We start from the raw sequence: 22,846 nt of genomic DNA, 5'->3' as shown, positions 1-22,846 counted from the left end.
CCGTTCTCTTGCTTCACGCCTCGGACAGACATATTCGACCGCGGTCGCGTTACAAGTACGTTTCCGGCTTGACGACTCGACCACCCCGAAGGCAGTGTATGCAATCGATCCCACAAATGCGGGTACGACGCGTCGTCGATCGTCCCGAGCCCGAAAGGCACTCCCATGAATCGCGATGATGTCGCGTGGTCCGGTTACTGGCCCGCTGCTCCCACACCGTTCACGCAGTCGGGTGACGTCGACACCGAGGCAATTTTCGACCTGATGAATCTCTACGCGCAGACGGGTGTTCACGGTGTGCTCGTGAACGGCAGCACAGGCGAATGGTTCAGTCAGAGCGACAACGAACGAAAGACCGTCGCGGAAGCGTCGATCGATGCAGTCGCAGGCCGCTTCCCTGTCGTGATCGGTGTCAGTGCGTACACAGCTGCGCAGTCCTCCGCGCTCGCGAAGCACGCTGCTTCCGTCGGCGCAGACGGCATACTGGCGACACCTCCGCCGTACGTGCACACCTCGGCGGAAGAGACATTCCAGTACTACCGAAGCGTCAGTGCCGCAACATCGTTGCCGTTCATGGCCTACAACTGGCCTCGTGGCGTTGCGGTCGACATGGGCACCGCACCCGACCTGTTCTCTCGACTGGCCGACCTGGAGAACGTCGTCGCGATCAAGGACAGCACCGGTGATTGGCTCGCCATGCTCGATACCGTCGAGGCCGTGTCCGACCGCGTCCGTGTCTTCGGGAGTTTCCTGCATCGACGCGGCCTTGCCACGCTGCTCGAACTGGGTGGGGACGGCAACATCGACGGCGGTGGGGTGGGCGCGCCCTTCGCGGTGCCGTTCTACGAGGCGGTCGCTGCACGTGACGCCGACACCGCACGCATGTGGGTCGATCGCTATCGCGCGTTCTCGGGCCGGCTCATCGCGTCCGACTACAGCGGCGTGTACGCCTCCCCCATCCCCCAGTTGAAGGCCGTGATGAACCTTCTCGGCCAACCGGGAGGCACCGTGCGCGAACCGCTGTTGCCGGTCACCGACGCCGACACGCTTGCCGCGCTGCAATCGGCCATCGTCGAATCGGGTATCGACGATGCCTACGCGACCGTTGGAGCTGTTCATGCGGTCTGAGGTCGACGTCGTTGTCATCGGAGCCGGAATCGTCGGTGCAGCAACGGCTCTCGCCCTCACCCGCGCGGGATCTCGCGTTGCTGTGCTCGATCGCACCCTACCCAACACCGCCGGCTCCGGTACGACTGCGGGCAACCTGCACATCCAGACCATTCATAGGCGCAGGCCCGGGCAGGGCACAGCCGTCGACGTCGAACAACTGCTTCCATTGCAGAAGTCGACGAGCTCGCTGTGGAACACACTGGACGAGACGGTGCCCGGTCTCGGGCTGAACCGATGCGGCGGGTTCATGGTGGCCGAAACCGAGGAGCAGGTCCACGCCCTCATCGCGAAGCACCGATGGGAACGAGCTGCGGGGATCCCGACGGAGGTACTGAGCGGCGAAGACGCTCGGCAGGCGCTGCCTCTGTTCGGCCCGAGCGTTCAGGCCGCAACCTGGTGTCCGTGGGACGGATTCGCAGAACCCGACCTCGCCGGTCCTGCCCTGTTACGTCAGGCCGTGTCCGAAGGAGCGTCTGTACATCCGTCGACACCGGTCACCGGATTGGCCCGCGACGGTGATGTCTGGACAGTGCGCACCAACGGTGGAACGTGGATTGCACCCGTAGTGATGGACGTTGCCGGTCCGTGGATGGCTCCGATCGCGGCTATGGCAGGGGTATCGCTCGATCTCGTTCCGACCTCGTTGCAGATGCACTCGCTCGATGCCGCACCTCGGACGCTCGAAGTGCTGGTGCAGCACGTCGGCGAGGGAATGTCGATCAAGCAGAACCGAACGGGACGCCTCGTCCTCGGCGGCGGTTGGCCAGCAGGTGCGTTCCACGACAGCGAGACGGCCCCGAGCAGATCCGACAGCACCACAGGAAACCTGGAGCAGGTCCGACGACTTCTGCCTGCGCTGGGCCACAATGCGCTTCTCGATACCTGGACCGGGCCCGTGGTCACCACGCCCGACGAAATGCCGGTCATCGGCGAACTCGCCGGAGCCCCGGGACTCTTCGTGGCAGGCGGCACGTACTCGTTCACCTTCGCACCGTTGTGGGGACACATCCTCACCGAGCTGGTGCACGGTAGAAAACCAGAACTCGATATCTCGGCGTTCTCCCCCGACCGCCTCGTCCACCTCCCTACCCACTGAAAGAAGGCTTCGCATGGCACTGGTCACGATGTTCGTCAACGGACAGGCGATGTCCGGCGGCGCTTTGAACGACGCCTTGCACAAGGCGCGATTCGTGGGGAAAGTCGATACCGCACCGAAATACCGATTCTTTTCCGTGCGTGACGAATTCCCCGGTTTGCACCCGGTCCCAACCGATGGATTCGTAGTACCGGGCGAGCCGTACGAGGTCGAGTACGACGTACTACGCGACGAGCTCCTTCCCAGGGAACCGAAGGAACTCGAACTCGGGGTCATCGAGTTGGCGGACGGCTCGGGCTCCCTGTCGATGCGAATGCGTGAGAGCTATCTGACCGCCACGGGCGTCACCGACATCAGTGACCGCGGCGGATGGCTGACCTACCTCGCGAGCACACGATGAAGGTCGTGCGCGGCGGAACGGTTGTCGAATCCCATTGGGCCGCTCCGGCAGACCTGCTCATCGACGACGGCAGAGTCGTTGCGGTGCTCACCCCAGGGAGCGAGGTCGACGCGGCAGCGGAGGTCATCGATGCAACCGGCAAGCTCGTCATGCCGGGTGGAGTCGATCCGCACTGCCACGTCGGATTCACCTCCGGTGAATTCACCTCTCTCGACTCGTATCTCGAGTGCACGACGGCGGCCGTGTTCGGCGGCACCACCACGATCATTGACTTCGCTATCCCCCGTCCCGGTCGACAGCCGCTGGACGCCGCCGAGGTGCAACGAGCGAAAGCGTCGAGCGGACTGTGCGATTCGGCTCTGCACGCCTGCGTCGTCGAGTGGACCGACACCACCGCCGACCAACTGAAAACACTGGCGGACGGCGGTATTCGGACGGTCAAGATGTTCACCACCTATGCCGGTGAGACGATGGCGAACGAACACACCATCCTCAACACGATGCAGAGCACTCGCGATCTCGGCGGAATGGTCATCATCCACTGCGAGTCCGACGCGATCGTCACCGACGCGCAAAACCTCGCAGCCGCATCCGACGGAGTCGATGCCGCACACATGTCGCAGACGCGGCCGGAGCTCGCCGAGACTGCCTCGGTCGCCGCCATTCTCGCGATCGCCGAATCACAGAGTGCGCCGGTCTATTTCGTGCATCAGTCGACTCCGGCTGCCGTCGAACTGGTCGCGGACGCTCGTAAGCGAGGGCTCGTCGCCTTCACCGAATCGGTCGCCCACCATCTGATCCTCGACGACTCGGCCTACAAGGGTGAACAACCCGAACGTTTCGTCTGCTGCCCACCGCTGCGCTCGGCCGAGGTGGTCGAGGAACTCGGGCGACACCTGTTCACCGGGCACATCACCACCATCGGTTCCGACCATTGCTGCTACGACACCGCACAGAAGCAGGTGCACAGCCACGACGTGCGGCACATGCCCAACGGACTGCCCGGAGTCGAGACGCGTCTTCCCGTGATCTACTCGCACTACGTCGACGGATTGGGTCTGACTGCAAGCAGATTCGTGGAGTTGACCTCGTCGAATCCAGCGCGCACCAACGGCTTGTATCCCCGCAAGGGATCACTGATGCCGGGGTCCGACGCCGACATCGCGATCTGGGATCCCGAACTGGAATGGACGGTAACCACCGAAACACTGCACATGGCGACCGACTACACCCCCTACGAGGGACACCGACTTCGAGGAAAGCCGGTCACCGTGATCGTGGGCGGCGAGATTGTCGTCCACGACGGCGAACTCGTCGACGCCACTCCCCGCGGCCGACATCTCGAAGCGGCACCCCTCGACTTCAGCGGGGCATTCAGCATGTGAGGCCCGGACTTCTACCGTCGACGGCTTCGGCTGCCTCGACGTGGTGCTACTTCGGACTACTTACCGGCGAGAGCTACTGCCGCCGCCAGGTATTCACGTGAGTCGCGAAACGTCTGTGCGACCCCGCGCCCCGCGATGGCGTGGTACCGACTGATTCGGTCGTCATCGAGAGCCTCGAGGACGGTGGTGGAATCCGCGTGCATCCAACCACCGTCTCGGACCAGTTCGTGGGCACGCTTACCGTGCAGGGCAGAAATACCCTCGACCCTGATCCCCTTCGGATCGGTCGACGCCGCGAGGTAGTAGGCCTTCTTGCCGGAGTAGCCGGCCTTGACCTTCTCGCGCAACCGGAAGACGGCATCGGCGGCATCGTCGATCGCCGATGCGTATTCGTCGGAGCCCGATTCGGCGGCAGAGATTCGCGCGATCTCCCCATCGATCGCAGAAAGCAAAGTGGCGAGGTATTCGGGATCGCTCATAGGCCCATGATGCCCTAGAGCAGTGATCTCGCGAACCAGCACCCGACCGGAAGATATCGACACCTGTACAGCTCGGGGATCGACCTGACCGACCGCACAGTCCGGATGCCTGCCGGCAATGTCATGGGCCACTGACGAGGCGGAGCTGTCCGAACGGTTGCCCGCACCACCTGCAGCTTCCACCGACGTAGTCGTGGCCGTCTTCACGTTCGCACTCGTCGACTGCGCATCCGCTGCCGCACGAGAGCATCTGGCCACATCGGCACCGCTCACCGTCACAGCCAGGGTGGTGAAGTGCTCCCGGCGGTGCAGCGCAGTCGTGGCACTTTTTCCGTCCATTGGGTATTCGACTGGGCCGCCATGTGCAACCCACCGAATCGAGCATTTCCAGTTCACACGCCATGCAGATCGCCATGCCGTGGAGAATCGCACAGGGCACCGACATCAGAATTTTCCGGAGTTCACGCGTCGCTACGCCTCGGCAACGCAGACTAAAAAGACGGCCCCGGATTTCTCCGAAACCGTCTTCGACCTGCAATGTGTCGGGCTGACAGGATTTGAACCTGCGACCACTTGACCCCCAGTCAAGTGCGCTACCAAGCTGCGCCACAGCCCGCCGCGCCTCGAAAGGCGCTTGCTGAGATTACCCCAGCCCTACCCCTGAGAGGAAATCGCCTGCTCAGGGGCGGGGTCGGGCTACATCAGCGGTTGTTGCCCTTGCCCGGCCGTTCCCGCTTCTCGCGGATACGTACCGAAACACGGACGGGGCTGCCGTCGAAGTTGAACTCTTCACGCAGACGCCGCTCGATGAATCGGCGGTAGCCGGCCTCGAGGAAGCCGGTGGTGAACAGCACGAATGTCGGCGGCCGGGTGCTGGCCTGCGTCGCGAACATGATGCGCGGCAGTCGTCCGCCTCGCATCGGCGGCGGAGTGGCCGCCACGACCTCCTTGAGCCACGTGTTCAGCCTGCCGGTGGGGACACGCTTGTCCCACGACTCCAGAGCCGTCTCCAGAGCGGGCACGAGCTTCTGGACCGCACGGCCCGTCTGCGCCGAGATGTTCACTCGCTGTGCCCACGGCACCCGAGCGAGATCGCGATCGATCTCCTTCTCGAGCTGCTGACGACGATCGTCGTCCACCAGATCCCACTTGTTGAACGCCAACACCAACGCGCGGCCCGCATCGGCAACCATGCTGAGCACACGCATGTCCTGTTCCGAGATCACCTCGGAAGCATCGAGAAGCAGAATCGCGACCTCGGCGGCCTCGATCGCGGACTTGGTGCGCAGCGACGCGTAGAACTCGGCACCACTGGCATGACTGACGCGCTTGCGCAGTCCTGCGGTGTCGACGAATCGCCATGTCTTGCCGCCCAATTCGACCAACGAGTCGACGGGATCGACGGTGGTTCCGGCAACATCGTGCACCACCGAGCGCTCGTCACCCGAGAGCTTGTTGATCAGCGAGGATTTGCCCACGTTCGGCTTACCGACCAGAGCGACACGCCTGGGTCCCCCACCGGGGATTCCTTCGCGCGGGGTCTCGGGTAAGGCCTCGAGCACCCGGTCCAGCAGATCTCCGGTACCGCGGCCGTGGGTGGCGGACACCGACAGCGGCTCCCCCAGCCCCAGCGACCACAGTGCGGCTACCTCGGACTCGGTGCGTCCGTCGTCGACCTTGTTGGCCACCAACAGAACCGGAGTCTTCGACCGGCGCAGTACTCGTGCGACAGCCTCGTCCGTCGTCGTCGAGCCGACTCGCGCGTCGACGACCAACAGGATCGCGTCGGCGGTGTGCATGGCCAACTCGGCTTGGCGCGCAACGGATGCCTGCAGGCCCTTGGCGTCGGGCTCCCAACCGCCGGTGTCCTGCACCAGGAAGCGTCGACCACTCCAGTTGGCCTCGTACGACACCCGGTCGCGGGTGACGCCTGGGACGTCCTCGACGACGGCTTCGCGTCGTCCGATGATGCGGTTGACGAGCGTCGACTTACCGACGTTCGGACGCCCCACCACGGCGAGAGTCGGCACGGCAACGGCATCTTCGCCGTCTTCGCCCTCGTTGAGGTCGACGTACTCCCACTCGCCCTCGTCACTCCATATTCCGTCGCCCGCGGTTTCCGCTGCGCCGGAGAAGAATTCTTCACTCACTGCACTGCTCCACTTCTGTCGTTCACCACGAGCAGCAAACGCTCGATCACGCCGTCGAGATCCAGCTCGCTGGTATCGACGATCACCGAATCCTCGGCGGGACGAAGCGGTGACACTGCTCTCGTCGAATCTGCATGATCGCGGCGTTGCACATCCGCGAGCACGGATTCGTAGTCGTCGTCGCGACCCTGTTCGATGTTCTGTTTGTTGCGACGCTCTGCCCGCGCCTCCGGTGAGGCAGTCAGGAACACCTTCACGTCGGCGTCGGGAAGAACGACGGTGCCGATGTCGCGGCCCTCCACCACGATTCGCGTCGACGAGCTCGCGAGGTCGCGCTGCATCTGCACCAACAACTCGCGCACCGCAGGCACTGCGGACACGGCCGAGACGGCCTTGGTGACTGCGTCGCCGCGGATTTCGCCGCTGACGTCTTCACCGTCGAGCAACACGGTCTCGGACAGCGGGTCCTTGCCGATCTCGAGGGGAAGCGCAGCAACAGCTTTCGCAACTGCATCCGCATCGGTGGGCTCGACGCCCGAACGGAGAACCCATACCGTCGCGACGCGGTACATCGCACCGGTGTCCAGGTAGCTGGCTTCCAGTGCCGACGCGAGTCTGCGCGATACCGACGACTTACCGGTGCCCGAGGGACCATCCATCGCCACGACGAGCGCACTCATCACAGGCCTACGGATTCGTAGAGCTTGCCGATCTCGCCGCGACCGAGAACACGCAGTGTTCCTGGACGCTGATCGCCGAGCACGATATTGCCGACATCGGTTCGCACGAGGCGCCCGACCGGGAATCCGACCTTGTCGAACAACCGACGCACGATGTGCTTGCGGCCCTCGTGCAGGGTCACCTTGACGAGCGACTTGCCGTCCGAGATGTCGAGCAGCTGGAAGCCGTCGACCTTCACCGGGCCGTCGTCGAGGGTGACGCCCTCACGCAGCTGCTTGCCGAGCGTGCGGGGAATGGTGCCCGACAACGTCGCGAGGTAGGTCTTCGAAACCTCGAACGACGGGTGCATCAGGCGGTGAGCAAGATCACCGTCGTTGGTGAAGAGCAACAGTCCCTCGGTGTCGGCATCGAGACGGCCGACGTGGAACAGTCGCTGCCCCGCCTGGACCCGCTCGGAGACGATGTCGCCGACACACGGGCGTCCCAGATCGTCGGACATGGTGCACTGCCATCCACGCGGCTTGTTCATCGCGAGATGAACCAGCTCTTCCTTCACCACAACGCGGGTGCCGTCGACACGGACCACGGCGATGTTGGGATCGATGCGGATTCCCTGTTCGGTGACGATGCGTCCGTCGACCTCGACGCGGCCGTCGGCGATCAGTTCCTCGGCGGCGCGACGCGATGCGACGCCGGCCTGTGCGAGCACCTTCTGCAACCGAACACCTTCACCGGCGGGTACGTGCTTGCGCGGTGAGGAATCGGTGTGCTGATGCTTCGCCGGCTTGGCGTTGCTGATCGTGGTCGACGGAACCTGCTTCTTCTGCGGCTTCGGCGGCTTGGGACGCGAGGGCTTCTTGCGAGGAACGGCGTCGTTGCTGCGGTCGTTGACGCCGGTCTCGACGGGCGTGTAATCGGTCGATTCGTCCTGCTCGACGCCACGGCGAGGGGCAGGTCGGGCTCCTGTGCGAGGAGCTCCGGTACGGGGCGCGCCTGCGCGAGGTCCTCCGGTGCGGGGAGCGCCGTCACGAGGCGCAGCGTCGCGGGTGCGATCTCCGCGGCGCGCGTCACGCGGAGTGTCCGACCTACCTGCGGTCGGCTTCCTGCGTGGGTCTTGTCTCTTGTTACGGTCCGGTGTGCCATCACGGCGAGCGGGCTTGTTCACTTGTCTTACCTATCAGTCGTCCGAGTCGAGCTCGGCTGCCGGATCGGGTTTCGATCCGCGGTTCTTGGTGGAGCGGGTCATTCTCGGGTCGGTGTCCATGCTGTCACTGATCTCGTCGATCAGGTCCACACCCGGCAACAGCGGTGCCAGTTCGGGTAGATCACCGAGCGATGCGAGCCCGAGCCGTTCGAGGAACAGCTCGGTGGTGCAGTACATCGTGCCGTTCGTCTCCGGGTCCGTTCCTGCTTCGGAGATCAGTCCACGGGCGAGCAACGTACGCATCACTCCATCGACGTTGACTCCTCGCACGGCGCTGACTCGTGCGCGGGTCAACGGTTGACGATATGCGATCACGGCCAGGGTTTCCAATGCCGCGCGTGTGAGCTTGGACCGAGCGCCGTCCAGAAGCAGCCGTTCGACGTACGGCGCATAGGCGGTTCGGGTGTAGAAACGCCATCCGTCGCCGGCGTAGCGAAGGTCGATTCCGCTGGTTCGTTCGGTCAGTTCGGCGGCCATCGCCGTCAAGGTCGCGCGCACGCGGGCCACCGAGGCACCCACGGCCGAGGCGAGCTGCTCGTCCGAGGCCGGTGTATCGACGATCAGCAACACAGCTTCGAGAGCCGACGCGAGAGTGGTGTCGTCGAGATCCTCGGAATCGTCGACGTCCTCGAGCTCCAGTTCGGGGTCGGCACTCATGCGTAGTCCTCTTCCGTGACCACGATGGGTCCTTCGTCCTTACCGGTCCAACTCACTCGAAGATCGCCGAGTGGCTCGGGCTGCTCGAACGCGATCACCTGTTGCCGGAACAGCTCCAGCAACGCCAGGAATCGCGCGATTATTTCCACCTGCACCTCGCAGTCCTGCACCAACTCCGAGAACGAGGCCCACTCGTTCAGGCCTCGCCCCTGCAGATTCTCGAGCAGCCATTCCGCCTGCTCGGGAATCGAGACAGCGTGCTGATGAATGTGATCGAGTCCCACCTGGGGAATCGGCTTGGGCCTGAACGCCGCTGCGGCGATGTCTGCGAACGTGGCCGGGTCGACGCCGAGCAGCACCTCGGGAATCAGGTCGGCGTACCTGTCCTCCACCGACACCGATCGCGGATAACGCCGCAGCGCAGCAGCTTCCAGCTCACCGAACAGCAGAGCGACCTGCTTGTATGCGCGGTACTGGAGGAGTCGAGCGAAGAGGAGATCTCGCACTTCGAGCAGCGCCAGGTCCTCGGCGTCCTCCACATCACCCGAGGGCAGCAACCGCGCCGCCTTGAGATCGAGCAGAGTCGCGGCGACGACGAGGAATTCCGTCGTCTGGTCGAGGCCGACATCGGCACCGAGTGACTTGGTGAACGAGATGAAATCGTCGGTGACGGTGTGCAACGCCACTTCGGTGACGTCCATGCGGTGTTGACTGATCAGTGACAGCAGCAGATCGAACGGTCCCTCGAAGTTGAGCAGACGCACCCTGAATTTCGACGGATCCGCGTCGGCGGGAACCTCGATCGGGGCTTCGTCGGCAGCGTCGACGGTCACGGACCCGACCGGTAGATCACCTCGCGCGCCAGGGCGCGGTACGCCTGTGCGCCGCCGGATTTCGGAGCCCACGTGGTGATCGGCTCACCGGCAACGCTGGTCTCGGGGAACCGAACCGTGCGTGTGATCACCGTGTCGTAGACGACGTCGCCGAACACCTCGACCACTCGCGTCATCACCTCACGCGAGTGCAGTGTGCGGGCGTCGAACATCGTCACCACGATGCCGGCCAACTTCAGCCGCGGATTGAGACGATCGCGCACCTTCTCGACGGTGTCGTTGAGCAATGCCAGGCCACGAAGGCTGAAGTACTCGCACTCCATCGGGATCAACACTTCGTCGGCACACGTGAGCGCATTGACCGTCAACAGACCGAGGGACGGCTGGCAGTCGATGAGCACGTAGTCGTAGCGATCCAGAATCGGATGCAGCACTCGACCGAGCGTCTGCTCGCGGCCCACCTCGGTGACCAGCTGAATCTCAGCGGCCGAGAGGTCGATGTTGCTGGGCATCAGATCGAGATTCTCGACACGAGTCCGCATGATGATGTCGTCGGCGGAGACATTCGCCTCGACGAGGAGGTTGTAGACCGTCAGATCGAGCTCGTGATGTGCAACGCCCAATCCCGCGGACAGTGCGCCCTGTGGGTCGAGGTCCACGAGCAGCACGCGACGGCCGTAGCCGGCCAACGAGGCACCGAGATTGATGGTCGACGTCGTCTTGCCGACGCCACCCTTCTGGTTGCACATCGCGATGATCTTGGCCGGGCCGTGATTGGCCAACGGTTGCGGATCCGGGACGGTCCGAGTCATCCGACCGGTGGGCCCGAGCTCGTTCGGAGCAGGAATGATGTCGCGTGTCTCCCGACTGGATTCCGGTTGACGCGTCTGGAACAGGCCACCGTCGAGATGTGGATGATCCAAAGCTGACTCCGCCGCTGGCGGCTGCGGTGTCGACACGTTCCAGCGCTCCCCTGTCCCGTTCGTCTTCGAGTAGTTCTGAGAACGCTACCGCTTGGTGCGCCGGCAGCGTCATCGGACACGCTGACGCACGGCCGCCGGCCTCGTGCTATCTCGCCCGCGGATGCGCGCCGGCCCACACTTCGCGCATCGTGTTCACGGTGACGAGGGTGTAGATCTGCGTCGTCGTCACCGACGCATGTCCCAACAGCTCCTGCACGACGCGAACGTCGGCACCACCGTCCAGCAGATGCGTAGCGAAAGAATGCCGAAGAACGTGCGGTGAGACCCCCGCGGTGATCCCGGCCCGCACGGCCGAATCCTGCAACACCTGCCACGCACTCTGCCGAGACAACCTGCCGCCTCGGACGTTGAGGAACAGCGCAGGATTCGAACGCGAGACCAGCCCCGGCCGTCCACGCACCAGGTAGGCGTCGACTGCCTCGATCGCGGGTCGCCCGACCGGGACGATGCGATGCTTGCCGCCTTTGCCGCGCAGCAGCACCGAGCGAGCTTCGGTGTCGATGTCGTCGACGTCGAGCCCCACTGCCTCGGAAATTCGAGCCCCGGTGGAATACAGCAGCTCCAACAGGGCTCGATCCCGTAGTCCGCGCGGGGCATCGGGACCGGCAACCGAGGCCGATTCGAGTAGCGCCACCACCTGATCGACGGGCAGCGACTTCGGCAACCGCTTCGCCGGCTGGGGCGGCTTGACCTCGCTCGCGACGTTGCGCTCGACCATCCCTTCCGCGAGCGCGAACCGGTGCAGACCGCGCACAGCAATCAGCGTCCGAGCCGCCGAACTTGCTGCGAGAGCAGGGAATTCGTCGTCACCGCGCCGCAGATAGAGCACGAACTCGGTGATGTCGTTCTCCGAGACCTTCGCCAGATCGGTGATGCCGTAGCCGCCGAGGAACCGCTCGTACCGCACCAGGTCGCGACGGTAGGACGACACCGTGTTCGGCGCCGACCCACGTTCGACCACCAGATGGTCGAGGTAGGTCTGAATCTGCTGGCCGATCACGGTGACTACTTTCGTGAACTCTTCCGCTTCTCGAATGCTGTCGGCAGATCGGGCCACGGGGCATCGGCGGGTCGCAGTTCGGTGCCGGCAGCGCGCGCCGCGGCGAACGCGAGCACGCCGGCCACAGCCGACGCATTGACGATCTCACCCGACAGCGCCCGCCGGACGGCCTCGTCCATCGGCACGAAGGAGAGTTCGATGTCTGCTTCCTCGTCGTGTGCCTCCGGCCGATCCACTTCCGTCAGGTCCTGTGCCAGAAAGATCCGTACGGCTTCGTCGGTGAACCCGGGCGAGGCCAACACGTCGACCAGCACCGACCATGTGCCGGCGGCAAGCCCGGTTTCCTCGGCGAGCTCACGCTGAGCTGCCAGCACCGGCGGCTCCCCCGGCTCGTCCAGCAGACCGGCGGGCAACTCCCACAGTCGACGACCGACGGGATGCCGGTACTGCTCGATCATCGCCACACGGTCCTGTTCGTCGACGGCCAGAATCCCGACCGCGCCGTGATGCTCGATCACCTCACGCTCGGCCTTGCGGCCGTTGGGCATAGCGACCTGATCGAGCCGGAGGGCGAGAATGGCACCCGAGTACGGCACCGACGATTCGAGAGTGGTGAACTCGTGCCGAGGCTCGCTCATCCGACGGTCTCGGCCGCGTCCGATTCCTCTGCCGCCACGGTGTCACCGTGAATGTCGACCGGCAGACGCTCCGCGGCCTTGTACTTCAGCGCCGCATTGATCAACGACGCGAACAGCGGGTGCGGACGGGTCGGCCGGCTCTTGAGCTCCGGATGCGCCTGAGTGGCGACGAAGAACGGGTGCACCGACGCAGGCAGTTCGACGAACTCGACCAGGTGGCCGTCCGGAGAAGTACCGCTGAAGACCAAGCCGCTCTTGGCAATTCGATCCCGGTAGTCGTTGTTGACCTCGTAACGGTGACGGTGGCGCTCCGAGACGTTCTCGGTGCCGTACGACGCCGCGACGACCGAACCCTTCTGCAGGGTGGCCGGGTAGGCACCGAGGCGCATCGTGCCGCCGAGATCGGCGTCACCGGCGACGGCGTCTTCCTGATCGGCCATCGTGGAGATCACCGGATCCTTGGTCTCCGGGTCGAACTCGGCGGAATTGGCATCGGTCAGACCGACCGAACGAGCCGCCTCGATGACCACACACTGCAAGCCGAGGCACAACCCCAGCAACGGAATCTTGCGCGTACGTGCGAACTCGATGGCCCCGAGCTTGCCCTCGATACCGCGGATGCCGAAACCACCGGGGATGAGCACGGCATCGACGTCGCCCAACGCGGCCTGCGCCCCCGCAGGCGTAGAGCACTCGTCGGATGGAACCCACTTGATCTCGACCTTCGCGCGATGGGCGAATCCTCCGGCACGCAGCGCCTCGGTGACCGAGAGATACGCGTCGGGCAGGTCCACGTACTTGCCGACCAGGCCGACGCGCACGGTTTCGCGCGGCTGGTGGACGCGCTCGAGCAGGCCACCCCAGATGGTCCAGTCGACATCGCGGAACGGGAGACCGAGCTGACGGACGACATACGCGTCCAGGCCTTCCTTGTGCAGCACCTTGGGAATGTCGTAGATCGACGGCGCGTCGGGCGTGGAGATGCAGCCGTCGACGTCGACGTCGCACATGAGCGCGATCTTGTTCTTGAGCCCCGGCGGCACATCGCGATCGCAACGGAGGATCAACGCGTCGGGCTGGATACCGATGCTGCGCAGTGCTGCGACGGAGTGCTGGGTGGGCTTGGTCTTGAGTTCACCGGACGGAGCCAGGAACGGAACCAACGACACGTGCAGGAAGAACACGTTGTTGCGGCCGACGTCGTGGCGCACCTGACGCGCTGCTTCGAGGAACGGCTGCGACTCGATATCGCCGACGGTGCCGCCGATTTCGGTGATCACGACGTCCGGCTGATGACCCTGTAGGTCCGGACCGTTCATCGCGAGAATGCGACGCTTGATCTCGTCGGTGATGTGCGGGATGACCTGAACGGTGTCGCCCAGGTATTCACCGCGGCGTTCCTTGGCGATGACCGTCGAGTAGACCTGGCCGGTGGTGACGTTGGCGAACCCGGACAGATCGCGGTCGAGGAATCGCTCGTAGTGTCCGACGTCGAGGTCGGTCTCGGAGCCGTCCTCGGTGACGAAGACCTCACCGTGCTGGAACGGGTTCATCGTGCCGGGATCGACATTGAGGTACGGATCGAGCTTCTGCATGGTCACGCGCAATCCGCGTGCGGTCAGTAGCTGGCCGAGGCTGGATGCCGTCAGGCCTTTTCCGAGTGAGGACGCGACGCCCCCACTGACGAAAATGTGCTTGGTGTCGGAACGCGACTGAAGGCGTGACAATGAGGCTCCCGTGACGAGTCTGCAGGGCTTGCTCCTATCAGGGGGCTGATAAGAGAGGTGAAGCGTGGAAATTGGGCCTGCTACCCACGGGACTTCACGGTAACACCAGTACCTACCTCACCGCCAACGACACGCTCGTTCCGACGACGATCAGCTCGCCGGCGCTCCGACGGTCACGGCGTTCGCGTTCGCTCCGGTGCCGTAGCGGCCCGAGGCACCGTCCAGTTGCTCCGCCAGAGCGAGAACCGTGGTGATTCGCCCTGCTTCACAGTCGACGTTGTCGACTGTGCTGAGAGCGGACGACAGCGCCGAATCTGCTCGCACGACGGCCATGGAACCGTTGCCCTCTGCCGCGCCGGATCGGCCGGCCAGTACCGCCCCTGCACCACGTGAATCCAGAGCGCCTGCGAACCGCGCAACGATGGCACCGCGGTTACCGTCCTCCACGTCCGAGGTGCCGGAACCGGTGACGACCACTGCCAACTGAGCGGGCGCGACGGCACCGTTGTCGTATGCGATGAAGCCGCCACTGCGCAGCGTCTCCAGCGCCAGTGAGAGCTCCTCGGGAGTCGACTGCGGCTGGGCGGTCTCCGCGTTGAGCAGCAGTACCGAACCCAGCAGGTCTCCTGCCAGGCTGCCCTGGTCCACTGCTCCGGTGCGCAACTGCACACCGGCGGGAATGACATTGGTCAGGCGGGTACGAAGATCGTCGCCGTTCGCAGCAGAGACGAAGGAATCGGTCAGCGACACCCGGCCGGTGACGGTGGCACCCGAAGCCCCGATCGACCGCGTGACTCCGTCCACGTCACCGGGATCTGCATCCGGAGTGGTGATGACCACGACGCTGCGATCGACCAACGTGTCTCGCAACACCCGGCCCGATACCGCAGCGTCGAATCCGTCGGCCGAGTTGAGCTGCTCACCGAGCTGGTTGTTGGTCGCCTGCAGATCGTCCACCTGAGTTTCGAGACCGGTCTTGTCGTCTCGGAGGCCCGATACCAGCCCGCTCGAGAGCAGACCAGAACCGAGCACGATGCCGATGGCCAGCGCCACGAAGACCGCGGCCAGCGAAATGGCATGTTGGCGAAGCGAAATCACGAAAGCAACCCCTGGAACCACAGAGCGAACCGGTTCCACAGATCGATTGCCCAATCCAACGCTTCACCGCCGATGTTGGACACGGCGAGCGCCACGATCACGGCAACGAGCGCAGCCAGAATCAACAGCGCGATCGCACCGCCGGATACACGGCTGCGGTACAGCGTCGCAACAGCTTTGGCGTCGACAAGCTTGGCCCCGACCTTCAGACGCGTCATGAACGCGGCCGGATTGGTGTTGCGTCGACCGCGATCGAAGAACTCGTCCAGGCTGGCCGGGCTACCGACCGACACGATGAGTGAGGCCCCGTGATGATCGGCCAACAACAGCGCGAGATCGGCAGCGGCACCGGTGGCCGGGAACGTCATGGCACCGATACCGAGATCCTGAATGCGCTCGAGTCCTTGCGCGTGGCCGTCGGAATCCGCCGGAAGCACTACCTCTGCACCGCATTTGAGCGTCTGCGCTGTGACGTCCTCGGGATCGCCGACGATCAGATCGGGGCGATGACCTGCCTTCATGGCGGTGTCGGCACCCGCGCCGACACCGATGATGACGGGCGAGTACTCCTTGATGAACGGCTTGAGGTTCTTCAGATCCTCGGCGTGCCCGGGACCGTCGGCGACGATCACGACATGGCGACCCTTGAGATCGATGTCGATGTCCGGCACACCGACGCCGTCGATGAGCAGCGGACTTTCGGTTCGGATGAACTCGATCGTGTTGCCCGAGAACGCTTCCAGATGGTCGACCAGACCCGTCTTGGCCTCGATCATCTTGTCCGAGATCTCGGCTTCGCTCTGCTCGTCGCCCTTCGCGAGGCGCCGATCACCGGTGTAGACACCGCCGTCGTTGAGCCGAACCTTGGTTCCGTCCTTGATCTTCTTGAAGACCTCGGTGCCGGCCGAGTCGATCAAGGTGATCCCGTTGGCCACGATGGCCTCGGGCCCCAGGTTCGGGTAGCGCCCGGAGATCGAGGGCGACGCGTTGACGACCGCGAGCACCCCTGCCTCGACGAGAGCATCAGCGGTCAGGCGGTCCAGGTCGAGCTCGTCGAGCACGACGATGTCACCGGGGCCGACCCGTTTAAGCAGCTTGGCCGTGTTGCGATCGACTCGCGCGATCCCGGTGATTCCGGGCAGCGAATCCTGACTACGTGACAGCAGAGCCGGCATCTTCATGAGAACCATGATGACCCGATCGACACGCCCGACGACGGAGGCGCGCCGAAACAACTACCACACTGATCACATCAGCACCAAAAGTTACAACGCTGCCCGATCGGCGTTTGCGGTGGCCAGCAGCTCCTCGGCATGCGCGCGACCGGTCTCCGTGTCGTCCAGACCCGCGAGCATTCTCGCGAGCTCGACGACGCGTTCCGACGACGACAGCGTCCGAACCCCACTGTTCGCCGCGCCCTTCTTCGCATCGGTCTTGTCGACCACCAGGTGTGTGTCGGCGAATGCTGCGACCTGAGGCAAGTGGGTGACCACGATGACCTGGTGCGTGCGCGCCAACCGGCCGAGTCGACGCCCGACCTCGACGGCCGCGCGACCACCCACTCCGGCGTCGACCTCGTCGAACACCATCGTCGCGCCCTTGTCCGAACCCGCCAGCACCACTTCGAGTGCCAACATCACCCGCGAGAGCTCACCGCCCGACGCACTCTTGCTGATCGGAAGAGCCTGGGCACCGTCGTGCGCGGACAGCCTGAACTCGACCTCGTCGACGCCACTGCTGCCCGCATGCAGTTCGGCCCCGTCCACGACGATCGGAGCCGTGTCGGACGGACCGGCGGGAAGTGCGCGAACATCGATCTGCAGCTTGGCTTTTCCCATGGCCAAACCCGCCAGCTCGACGCTGACCGCCTTCGAGAGCTTCACAGCGGCCTTGGCCCGAGCCGCACTGAGCTTCGACGCAGCTGCCGCGACGTCGACCGCAGCCGCGTCGACCTTGGCGCTCAACTCGGCGAGCGCATCGGCCGAGGTGTCGATGTGCGAGAGCCGCTCACGGGCGTCCTCCGCCCATGCGATGACGCCGTCGACATCGGCGGCGTACTTGCGTGTCAACGACTTCAGCTCGGCCTGCCGGTTCAGGATCGAGTCGAGCGCGCCCGGATCGGACGGCAGACCCGTCAGGTAGGAGGTGAGGTCTGCCCCGATGTCGCCCACGATCGCCATCGCGTCGTTCAGACGCGGCAGCAGCTCGGTCAGTGCCGCGTCCTCGGCATGTTCGAGGCGAGAGCGAGCCTCGCCCAGCAGATACAGCGCGGACGCCGTGTCCGACGCCTCCTCGGTACTCCCGACGAGCGCCGCCGAGGCACCTTCCGCGGTCTCACGCAGTGAATCGAGATCCCCCAGCCGACGCACATCCTCGGCCACGGAGCGATCCTCACCCGGCTCGGGGGCCAGGGAGTCGATCTCCTGGAGGCCGAACTGCAGTCGATCGGCTTCCTGCGCCAGCTCGCGACTGCGTTCGGTCCGGTCGATCAGCTCGTTGCGCGCGTCGAGCCACGTCTTGCGCGCGGTGCGGTACTTCGAGACGAGGGACGCCACCGCATCCCCGGCGAATCTATCCAGCGCGCCGAGTTGCTGATCGGGACGCAGCAGACGCAGCTGATCGTTCTGACCGTGCACCGTCAACAAGGAGTCGGTGAAGTTCGACAGCACCGATGCCGGCACACTGCGCCCACCGAGGTGCGCACGAGAACGACCGTCCGAGTTGACGGTACGCACGGCGATGATCGAATTGTCCTCGTCTCGTTGACCTCCCGAGGACTCGAGCACCTTGTCGACGTCGTCGATCACCTGCTCCGACGCGGTGTCGGTACTGAATCGCCCCTCGACCACAGCACGCTGAGCGCCGAGCCGAACCCGGCCTGCGTCGGCGCGGGCACCCGACAACAGGTGCAGACTGGTGACCACCATGGTCTTTCCGGCACCCGTTTCGCCGGTGAGTACGGTCAGCCCCTCGTGAAACTGTGCGCTGGCACCGGATATGACTCCGAGGCTGTCGATCCGAATCTCTTCGAGCATCCCTACCTCGCTCTCCCCCGCCACCCGGTCACGGGCAGTTCGAATTTCTTGACCATGCGATCGGCGAACGGTGCCGAATCGAGCCGAACCCACTTGATCGGTGACGCTCCCCGAACCACCTCGACGCGAGCGCCGGCAGGCAGGCTCAATGTGCGCCTGCCATCGCAGAATACGAATCCCGCGTGACCGCCGGCATCGATCTCGATCGCAACGATCGACTCGGGACTGGTGACCAGTGGACGTGCGAACAGAGCATGTGCGTTGCTCGGAATGACCAATATCGCTTCGAGCTCGGGCCAGACCACAGGCCCTCCGGCCGAGAACGCGTAGGCCGTCGAGCCCGTAGGTGTGGAGACCAGGACGCCGTCGCACCCGAAAGCCGACACCGGTCGACCGTCGACTTCGAGGACCACCTCGAGCACTCCGAGCCGTGACCCGTTCTCGATGCTGGCCTCGTTCAGTGCCCAACCACGATCGACCACCTGGTCGCCGACGCGAATGGCAATGTCCAGTGTCATGCGTTGCTCGATGCGGTAGTCCCCGGCGATGACGCGGGCCAGGGCATCTTCGAGATGGTCGGCTTCGGCCTCCGCCAGGAACCCGACATGGCCGAGGTTGATGCCGAGCACCGGTATGGACGCTCCTCGCGCGAGTTCGGCTGCGCGCAGGAAGGTCCCGTCACCGCCGAGAACCAGGACCATTTCGCAACCGGCGGCCGCGTCCGGTCCGAACTCGACGACGTTCAGTTTCATGTCAGCGACGAACACGTGATCGTGTTCCTCTGTATCGGAGGCTTCGATCTTCGACGGCTCGACCTCGTCCACGAGCACGCGAAGGCAGATGCCCGCTTCGTCGAACACCTTGCCCACGCGGCGCGCGGTTTCGGCGATGTCCGGTCGACCAGGATGGGCGACGAGAAGAATCTCTCGAGTCGACTCCCGTTCCGGTGCTGCGTGGGACGGAGTCACTGTGGTCCTTCCTCGATCGCGAGCCGGACGAGTTCCGTGATGTCTGCGCGAGGCGAGTCCTCGTCTGCACCTGCCCTCAGCCACAAAAAGTACTCGACGTTGCCCGACGGCCCCGGCAGCGGGCTCGCCGCCACCGCGCGAACAGTCAGATCCAAGCCGACGGCCGCGTTCGCAACATCCTCCACGGCCTCGGCTCGCAGTGCCGGATCTCGCACCACGCCACCGGAACCCACGCGATCCTTGCCGACCTCGAACTGCGGTTTGACCATCAACACCATGTCGGTACCCGGCTTCGAGCATGCGACGAACGCGGGAAGAACCAGCTTCAACGAGATGAACGACAGATCCGCGACGATGACGTCGACAGGTCCACCGATCGTGTCGGCGTCGATCGACCGGACGTTGGTGCGGTCGATGACGTGAACGCGGTCGTCGGACTGCAGACGCCACACCAGCTGCCCGTATCCCACATCAACGGCGACCACCTCACGCACTCCTCGACTGAGAAGAACGTCGGTGAACCCGCCGGTGGATGCACCGGCGTCCAGGCAACGAGCCCGCTCGACGGTCAACCCGAGCGGCTCGAAGGCGTCGAGGGCACCGAGCAACTTGTGCGCCCCGCGGGAGGCCCACGAGATCTCGTTGTCTTCTTCGGCCACCAACAGCGGTGTGCCCGGCTCCACCGCGGTCGCGGGCTTCGAGGCCACCGTCCCGGCGATCTTCACCCGACCCGCTTCGATCAACTCCGAAGCGTGCTCGCGAGATCGGGCGAGTCCACGACGAACCAGTTCGGCGTCGACACGTGCGCGACGAGCCATGTCAGGTCTTGTCGACGGTGTTCAGGGCACGAACGAGTACCTCGTGCGCTCGGTCGAGCAGATTCGCGTCGCGCGCCAAGGCCTCGGAGTCCACGGCCTCGGATCCCTCGTCGTCCGCCGACTCGATGGTGAGCTGATTCAACAGCGAACCGACCTCGGTGCGAACAGTGTCCGGATCTGCCGACGACTCGTCGACAACACCGCTCGGCCGGTGCTGTCCTGGTAGTGGAATAGGCGCGCTCATCGCCTCTCACGCTATCGGATGGGTCCGACGAACGCCCGATCGCCGCCGCTCGCCGAACGCTGCTGTCGAACGAAGCGTCAACAGCCGAGGAGCGAACGCAGATCGCCGAGTCGATCTCCCTCGAAGCGAACATCCGAGAACGTCGAACCGGACCAGGCGACATGCAGTGTGGCGAGCGCCCCCTCGAACGCATCAGGCTCACCGTCCCCGCTGTACTGCACGGACAGCACCTCGTTCTCGATGCCGACCGTCCAATCGGTCTTGCTGCCGACGCTCGACGACATCTCGTCCTTGTTGAGGACTCCGAGATCGGGGCCGATGTGAGTGGGGCGCAAATGCCGAGGAGCATGCAACAACTCCGCAGCGGTACTCACGCCGGTCAATACCAGCAGCGACGGCAGATCGATTTCGTTCGCTCCGGCGATGTCGGTGTCGAGTCTGTCTCCGACGACCAGTGCCGAACGTGCTCCGCTGCGCTCGATGGCGTCGTGCATGATCGGGGCGGCGGGCTTGCCTGCCACGATCGGCTCGATCTCGGTGGCGTTGCGAACCGCTGCGACCATCGAGCCGTTCCCCAGAACGAGTCCCCGCTCGGTCGGCAGGGTTGCGTCGATGTTCGTTGCCACCCACAGAGCACCTGCACGGATGGCGAGGACAGCCTCGGCAAGAATCTTCCAGCCTGTATCGACCGAATGCCCCTGCACCACCGCGACCGGATGGTCGTCGGCAGATCTGACCGGCTCGAGACCTACCTTGGTGATCTCGTTCGCCAACGCGTCGGTACCGACGACGAGCACGCGGGAACCTGGGTCCAACTTGTCCGCCAACACACGGGCGCCGGCTTCGGAACTGGTGACGACGAACTCTGCCGTGGTGTCGAACCCGAGACCACGCAGATGTTCGGCAACGTCCTCGGGGGCACGACTGGCATTGTTGGTGACGAAGTACTGCTTTTCCGTACCACCCGACAACGCCTCCACTGCACCGGGAATGGGGTCCTTGCCTGCGTACACGGTGCCGTCGAGGTCGAGCAGCAGAACGTCATGGAGGTCGCGCAGCGCGGTCACTGACCGCCCCCGGACAACTCCTCGACCCGCTCTTCTGCGTCGGTCTCACCATCGACATCGGCTGCAGCGGCATTGAGGAACCACTTCACACCCTCGTCGACGCGACCCGCCGCAACCAGCGCATCTGCGTAGACGTAGAACAGGCGAGCGGCAGCCGTGCCCGAGCGCGACGCGTCGAGATCAGGGGTCTGCAGAGTGACGACGGCCTGGTCGTACTGGTTCAGATCCATTCGGGCACCTGCCACGACGATCCGAAGCTCCGACGCTTCCTCTCCGGTCAACTCACGAGCCTCGTCACTGCGACCGAGTTCGATGGCGCGCTCGGGGCGTCCGAGTCCGCGCTCGCAGTCGGCCATCACAGCGATCAGGCCCGGTCCGCCAGCCATGCGTCGGGCGGCGCGAAGCTCGGACAACGCTTCGGCCCACTCACCGGCGTGGTACGCCGCGATACCTGCGGTCTCACGCACTACGGCGATCCGTCCGGCACGCTGGCGAGCAGCGCGCGCATGCAGCAACGCCAACTGCGGATCGTCGTCGAGCAGCCTGCTGGTCATCACGAGGTGACGCGCGACGGCGGTTGCGTTGTTCTTGTCCAAGCTCAACAGGTCTCGACGCACTGCTGGCTCGAGCTGTCCGGCCTCGACCTCGTCGGGCAGATCCGGCTCTTCTGGACGTGGTGGTCGACGGTCGGACGGTGCGCTGTTTCCGCGACGATCGCCGGAGAACCCACCTTCACCGCCACGTCTGCGGGGAGGACCGTCCGAACGACGCGGGTCTCCGCGGCGATCCTGAGCGCGGGGATTGCGGTCTCGGGACTCGCTCGGGCGGTTGCCGCCGTCCCCACGGGACGGGCGACGATCGTTGTTGTCTTCCGACACGGGCGTCCTTTCGGATTTCGGTACAAACGCAAAAAGGGGACCCACCAAGTGGGTCCCCTTCTTACAACGGGTGTTCGGCGGTGTCCTACTCTCCCACACCCTGTCGAGTGCAGTACCATCGGCGCTGGAGGGCTTAGCTTCCGGGTTCGGAATGGGACCGGGCGTTTCCCCTCCGCTATGGCCGCCGTAACTCTGCGAAACAAAGTCACACGGAACATCAGCGGTGCCACCTGATCTGGATCGGTGACGTGCTGGTTCATTCAGTTGTGTTGTGCTGAAACGTGTGTTGTTTCAGATATTGCACAGTGGACGCGTAGCTTCTTTGTGGTAAGTCC

At 64.6% G+C, this 22,846-nt stretch carries 22 protein-coding genes, 1 tRNA gene and 1 rRNA gene; 4 read left to right on the top strand and 20 right to left on the bottom strand.

Annotated elements, in window-relative coordinates; genetic code table 11:
- Positions 1-165 precede the first annotated feature (165 nt).
- From QM590_RS04790 to hydA, 4 genes are read left to right on the top strand one after another with little or no spacing between them, the layout of a single operon-like run.
- Complete coding sequence (locus tag QM590_RS04790; protein ID WP_269594018.1) at positions 166-1,128, top strand: dihydrodipicolinate synthase family protein; 963 nt, start codon at positions 166-168, stop codon at positions 1,126-1,128.
- Positions 1,118-2,266, top strand: a complete 1,149-nt coding sequence (locus tag QM590_RS04785) for an NAD(P)/FAD-dependent oxidoreductase (RefSeq protein ID WP_269594017.1) — start codon at positions 1,118-1,120, stop codon at positions 2,264-2,266. The genes QM590_RS04790 and QM590_RS04785 overlap by 11 nt, the downstream gene beginning before the upstream one ends.
- A gap of 13 nt (positions 2,267-2,279) precedes the next feature.
- On the top strand, positions 2,280-2,666 hold the full coding sequence (locus tag QM590_RS04780) for an allophanate hydrolase-related protein (protein WP_269594016.1): 387 nt from the start codon (positions 2,280-2,282) through the stop codon (positions 2,664-2,666).
- Positions 2,636-4,051, top strand: a complete 1,416-nt coding sequence (hydA, locus tag QM590_RS04775; RefSeq protein ID WP_269594015.1) for a dihydropyrimidinase — start codon at positions 2,636-2,638, stop codon at positions 4,049-4,051. The genes QM590_RS04780 and hydA overlap by 31 nt, the downstream gene beginning before the upstream one ends.
- A gap of 56 nt (positions 4,052-4,107) precedes the next feature.
- Here hydA and QM590_RS04770 read toward each other — a convergent pair whose 3' ends face one another.
- The 20 genes from QM590_RS04770 to rrf form a co-directional block, all read right to left on the bottom strand.
- On the bottom strand, positions 4,108-4,530 hold the full coding sequence (locus QM590_RS04770) for a phosphate acetyltransferase (protein ID WP_269594014.1): 423 nt from the start codon (positions 4,528-4,530) through the stop codon (positions 4,108-4,110).
- Between the two features lie 542 nt (positions 4,531-5,072).
- A tRNA-Pro gene (locus QM590_RS04765) sits at positions 5,073-5,146 on the bottom strand.
- 85 nt (positions 5,147-5,231) lie between these two features.
- A complete protein-coding gene (gene der / locus QM590_RS04760) occupies positions 5,232-6,680 on the bottom strand; it encodes a ribosome biogenesis GTPase Der (RefSeq protein ID WP_037189204.1) in 1,449 nt (482 codons plus the stop codon).
- Positions 6,677-7,360, bottom strand: a complete 684-nt coding sequence (gene cmk / locus QM590_RS04755) for a (d)CMP kinase (protein WP_094668760.1) — start codon at positions 7,358-7,360, stop codon at positions 6,677-6,679. The genes der and cmk overlap by 4 nt, the downstream gene beginning before the upstream one ends.
- On the bottom strand, positions 7,360-8,526 hold the full coding sequence (locus QM590_RS04750; RefSeq protein WP_269594013.1) for a pseudouridine synthase: 1,167 nt from the start codon (positions 8,524-8,526) through the stop codon (positions 7,360-7,362). Before QM590_RS04750 ends, cmk begins: the two co-directional genes overlap by 1 nt.
- A 12-nt stretch (positions 8,527-8,538) precedes the next feature.
- Positions 8,539-9,222: an SMC-Scp complex subunit ScpB gene (scpB, locus tag QM590_RS04745; RefSeq protein ID WP_269594012.1), complete on the bottom strand. Its 684-nt coding sequence runs from the start codon at positions 9,220-9,222 to the stop codon at positions 8,539-8,541.
- Positions 9,219-10,055, bottom strand: coding sequence for a segregation and condensation protein A (locus QM590_RS04740; protein WP_094668763.1), 837 nt, complete (start codon positions 10,053-10,055; stop codon positions 9,219-9,221). Before QM590_RS04740 ends, scpB begins: the two co-directional genes overlap by 4 nt.
- Positions 10,052-11,014 carry a ParA family protein gene (locus QM590_RS04735; RefSeq protein WP_269594011.1) on the bottom strand — a complete coding sequence of 321 codons (963 nt, stop codon included), beginning with the start codon at positions 11,012-11,014 and terminating at the stop codon, positions 10,052-10,054. The genes QM590_RS04740 and QM590_RS04735 overlap by 4 nt, the downstream gene beginning before the upstream one ends.
- A gap of 109 nt (positions 11,015-11,123) precedes the next feature.
- On the bottom strand, positions 11,124-12,038 hold the full coding sequence (xerD, locus tag QM590_RS04730; protein WP_094641577.1) for a site-specific tyrosine recombinase XerD: 915 nt from the start codon (positions 12,036-12,038) through the stop codon (positions 11,124-11,126).
- A 5-nt stretch (positions 12,039-12,043) separates the two neighbouring features.
- Positions 12,044-12,676 carry an NUDIX domain-containing protein gene (locus QM590_RS04725; RefSeq protein WP_269594010.1) on the bottom strand — a complete coding sequence of 211 codons (633 nt, stop codon included), beginning with the start codon at positions 12,674-12,676 and terminating at the stop codon, positions 12,044-12,046.
- Complete coding sequence (pyrG, locus tag QM590_RS04720) at positions 12,673-14,403, bottom strand: CTP synthase (RefSeq protein ID WP_094688575.1); 1,731 nt, start codon at positions 14,401-14,403, stop codon at positions 12,673-12,675. Before pyrG ends, QM590_RS04725 begins: the two co-directional genes overlap by 4 nt.
- A 150-nt stretch (positions 14,404-14,553) precedes the next feature.
- Positions 14,554-15,501, bottom strand: a complete 948-nt coding sequence (locus QM590_RS04715) for a copper transporter (RefSeq protein ID WP_269594009.1) — start codon at positions 15,499-15,501, stop codon at positions 14,554-14,556.
- Positions 15,498-16,682 carry a putative cytokinetic ring protein SteA gene (gene steA, locus QM590_RS04710; protein ID WP_149405666.1) on the bottom strand — a complete coding sequence of 395 codons (1,185 nt, stop codon included), beginning with the start codon at positions 16,680-16,682 and terminating at the stop codon, positions 15,498-15,500. Before steA ends, QM590_RS04715 begins: the two co-directional genes overlap by 4 nt.
- Positions 16,683-16,766: 84 nt before the next feature.
- A complete protein-coding gene (recN, locus tag QM590_RS04705; RefSeq protein ID WP_269594008.1) occupies positions 16,767-18,536 on the bottom strand; it encodes a DNA repair protein RecN in 1,770 nt (589 codons plus the stop codon).
- A gap of 2 nt (positions 18,537-18,538) precedes the next feature.
- Entirely contained in the window at positions 18,539-19,504 is a 966-nt protein-coding gene (locus tag QM590_RS04700; RefSeq protein WP_149405664.1) for an NAD kinase, read from the bottom strand.
- A complete protein-coding gene (locus QM590_RS04695) occupies positions 19,501-20,322 on the bottom strand; it encodes a TlyA family RNA methyltransferase (protein ID WP_269594007.1) in 822 nt (273 codons plus the stop codon). The genes QM590_RS04700 and QM590_RS04695 overlap by 4 nt, the downstream gene beginning before the upstream one ends.
- Before the next feature lies 1 nt (position 20,323).
- Positions 20,324-20,566 carry a hypothetical protein gene (locus QM590_RS04690; protein WP_269594006.1) on the bottom strand — a complete coding sequence of 81 codons (243 nt, stop codon included), beginning with the start codon at positions 20,564-20,566 and terminating at the stop codon, positions 20,324-20,326.
- A gap of 77 nt (positions 20,567-20,643) precedes the next feature.
- Positions 20,644-21,633, bottom strand: coding sequence for an HAD-IIA family hydrolase (locus QM590_RS04685; protein ID WP_269594005.1), 990 nt, complete (start codon positions 21,631-21,633; stop codon positions 20,644-20,646).
- Complete coding sequence (locus tag QM590_RS04680) at positions 21,630-22,511, bottom strand: tetratricopeptide repeat protein (RefSeq protein WP_094641563.1); 882 nt, start codon at positions 22,509-22,511, stop codon at positions 21,630-21,632. The genes QM590_RS04685 and QM590_RS04680 overlap by 4 nt, the downstream gene beginning before the upstream one ends.
- Before the next feature lie 72 nt (positions 22,512-22,583).
- Positions 22,584-22,700 (bottom strand): 5S ribosomal RNA (rrf, locus tag QM590_RS04675).
- Positions 22,701-22,846 lie beyond the last annotated feature (146 nt).

The sequence above is a fragment of the Rhodococcus sp. IEGM 1372 genome (assembly GCF_030056835.1).
GTDB lineage: Bacteria > Actinomycetota > Actinomycetes > Mycobacteriales > Mycobacteriaceae > Rhodococcoides.
The sequence above is the reverse complement of the archived record's forward strand: the minus strand, read 5'-3'. Positions and strand labels throughout refer to the sequence as shown.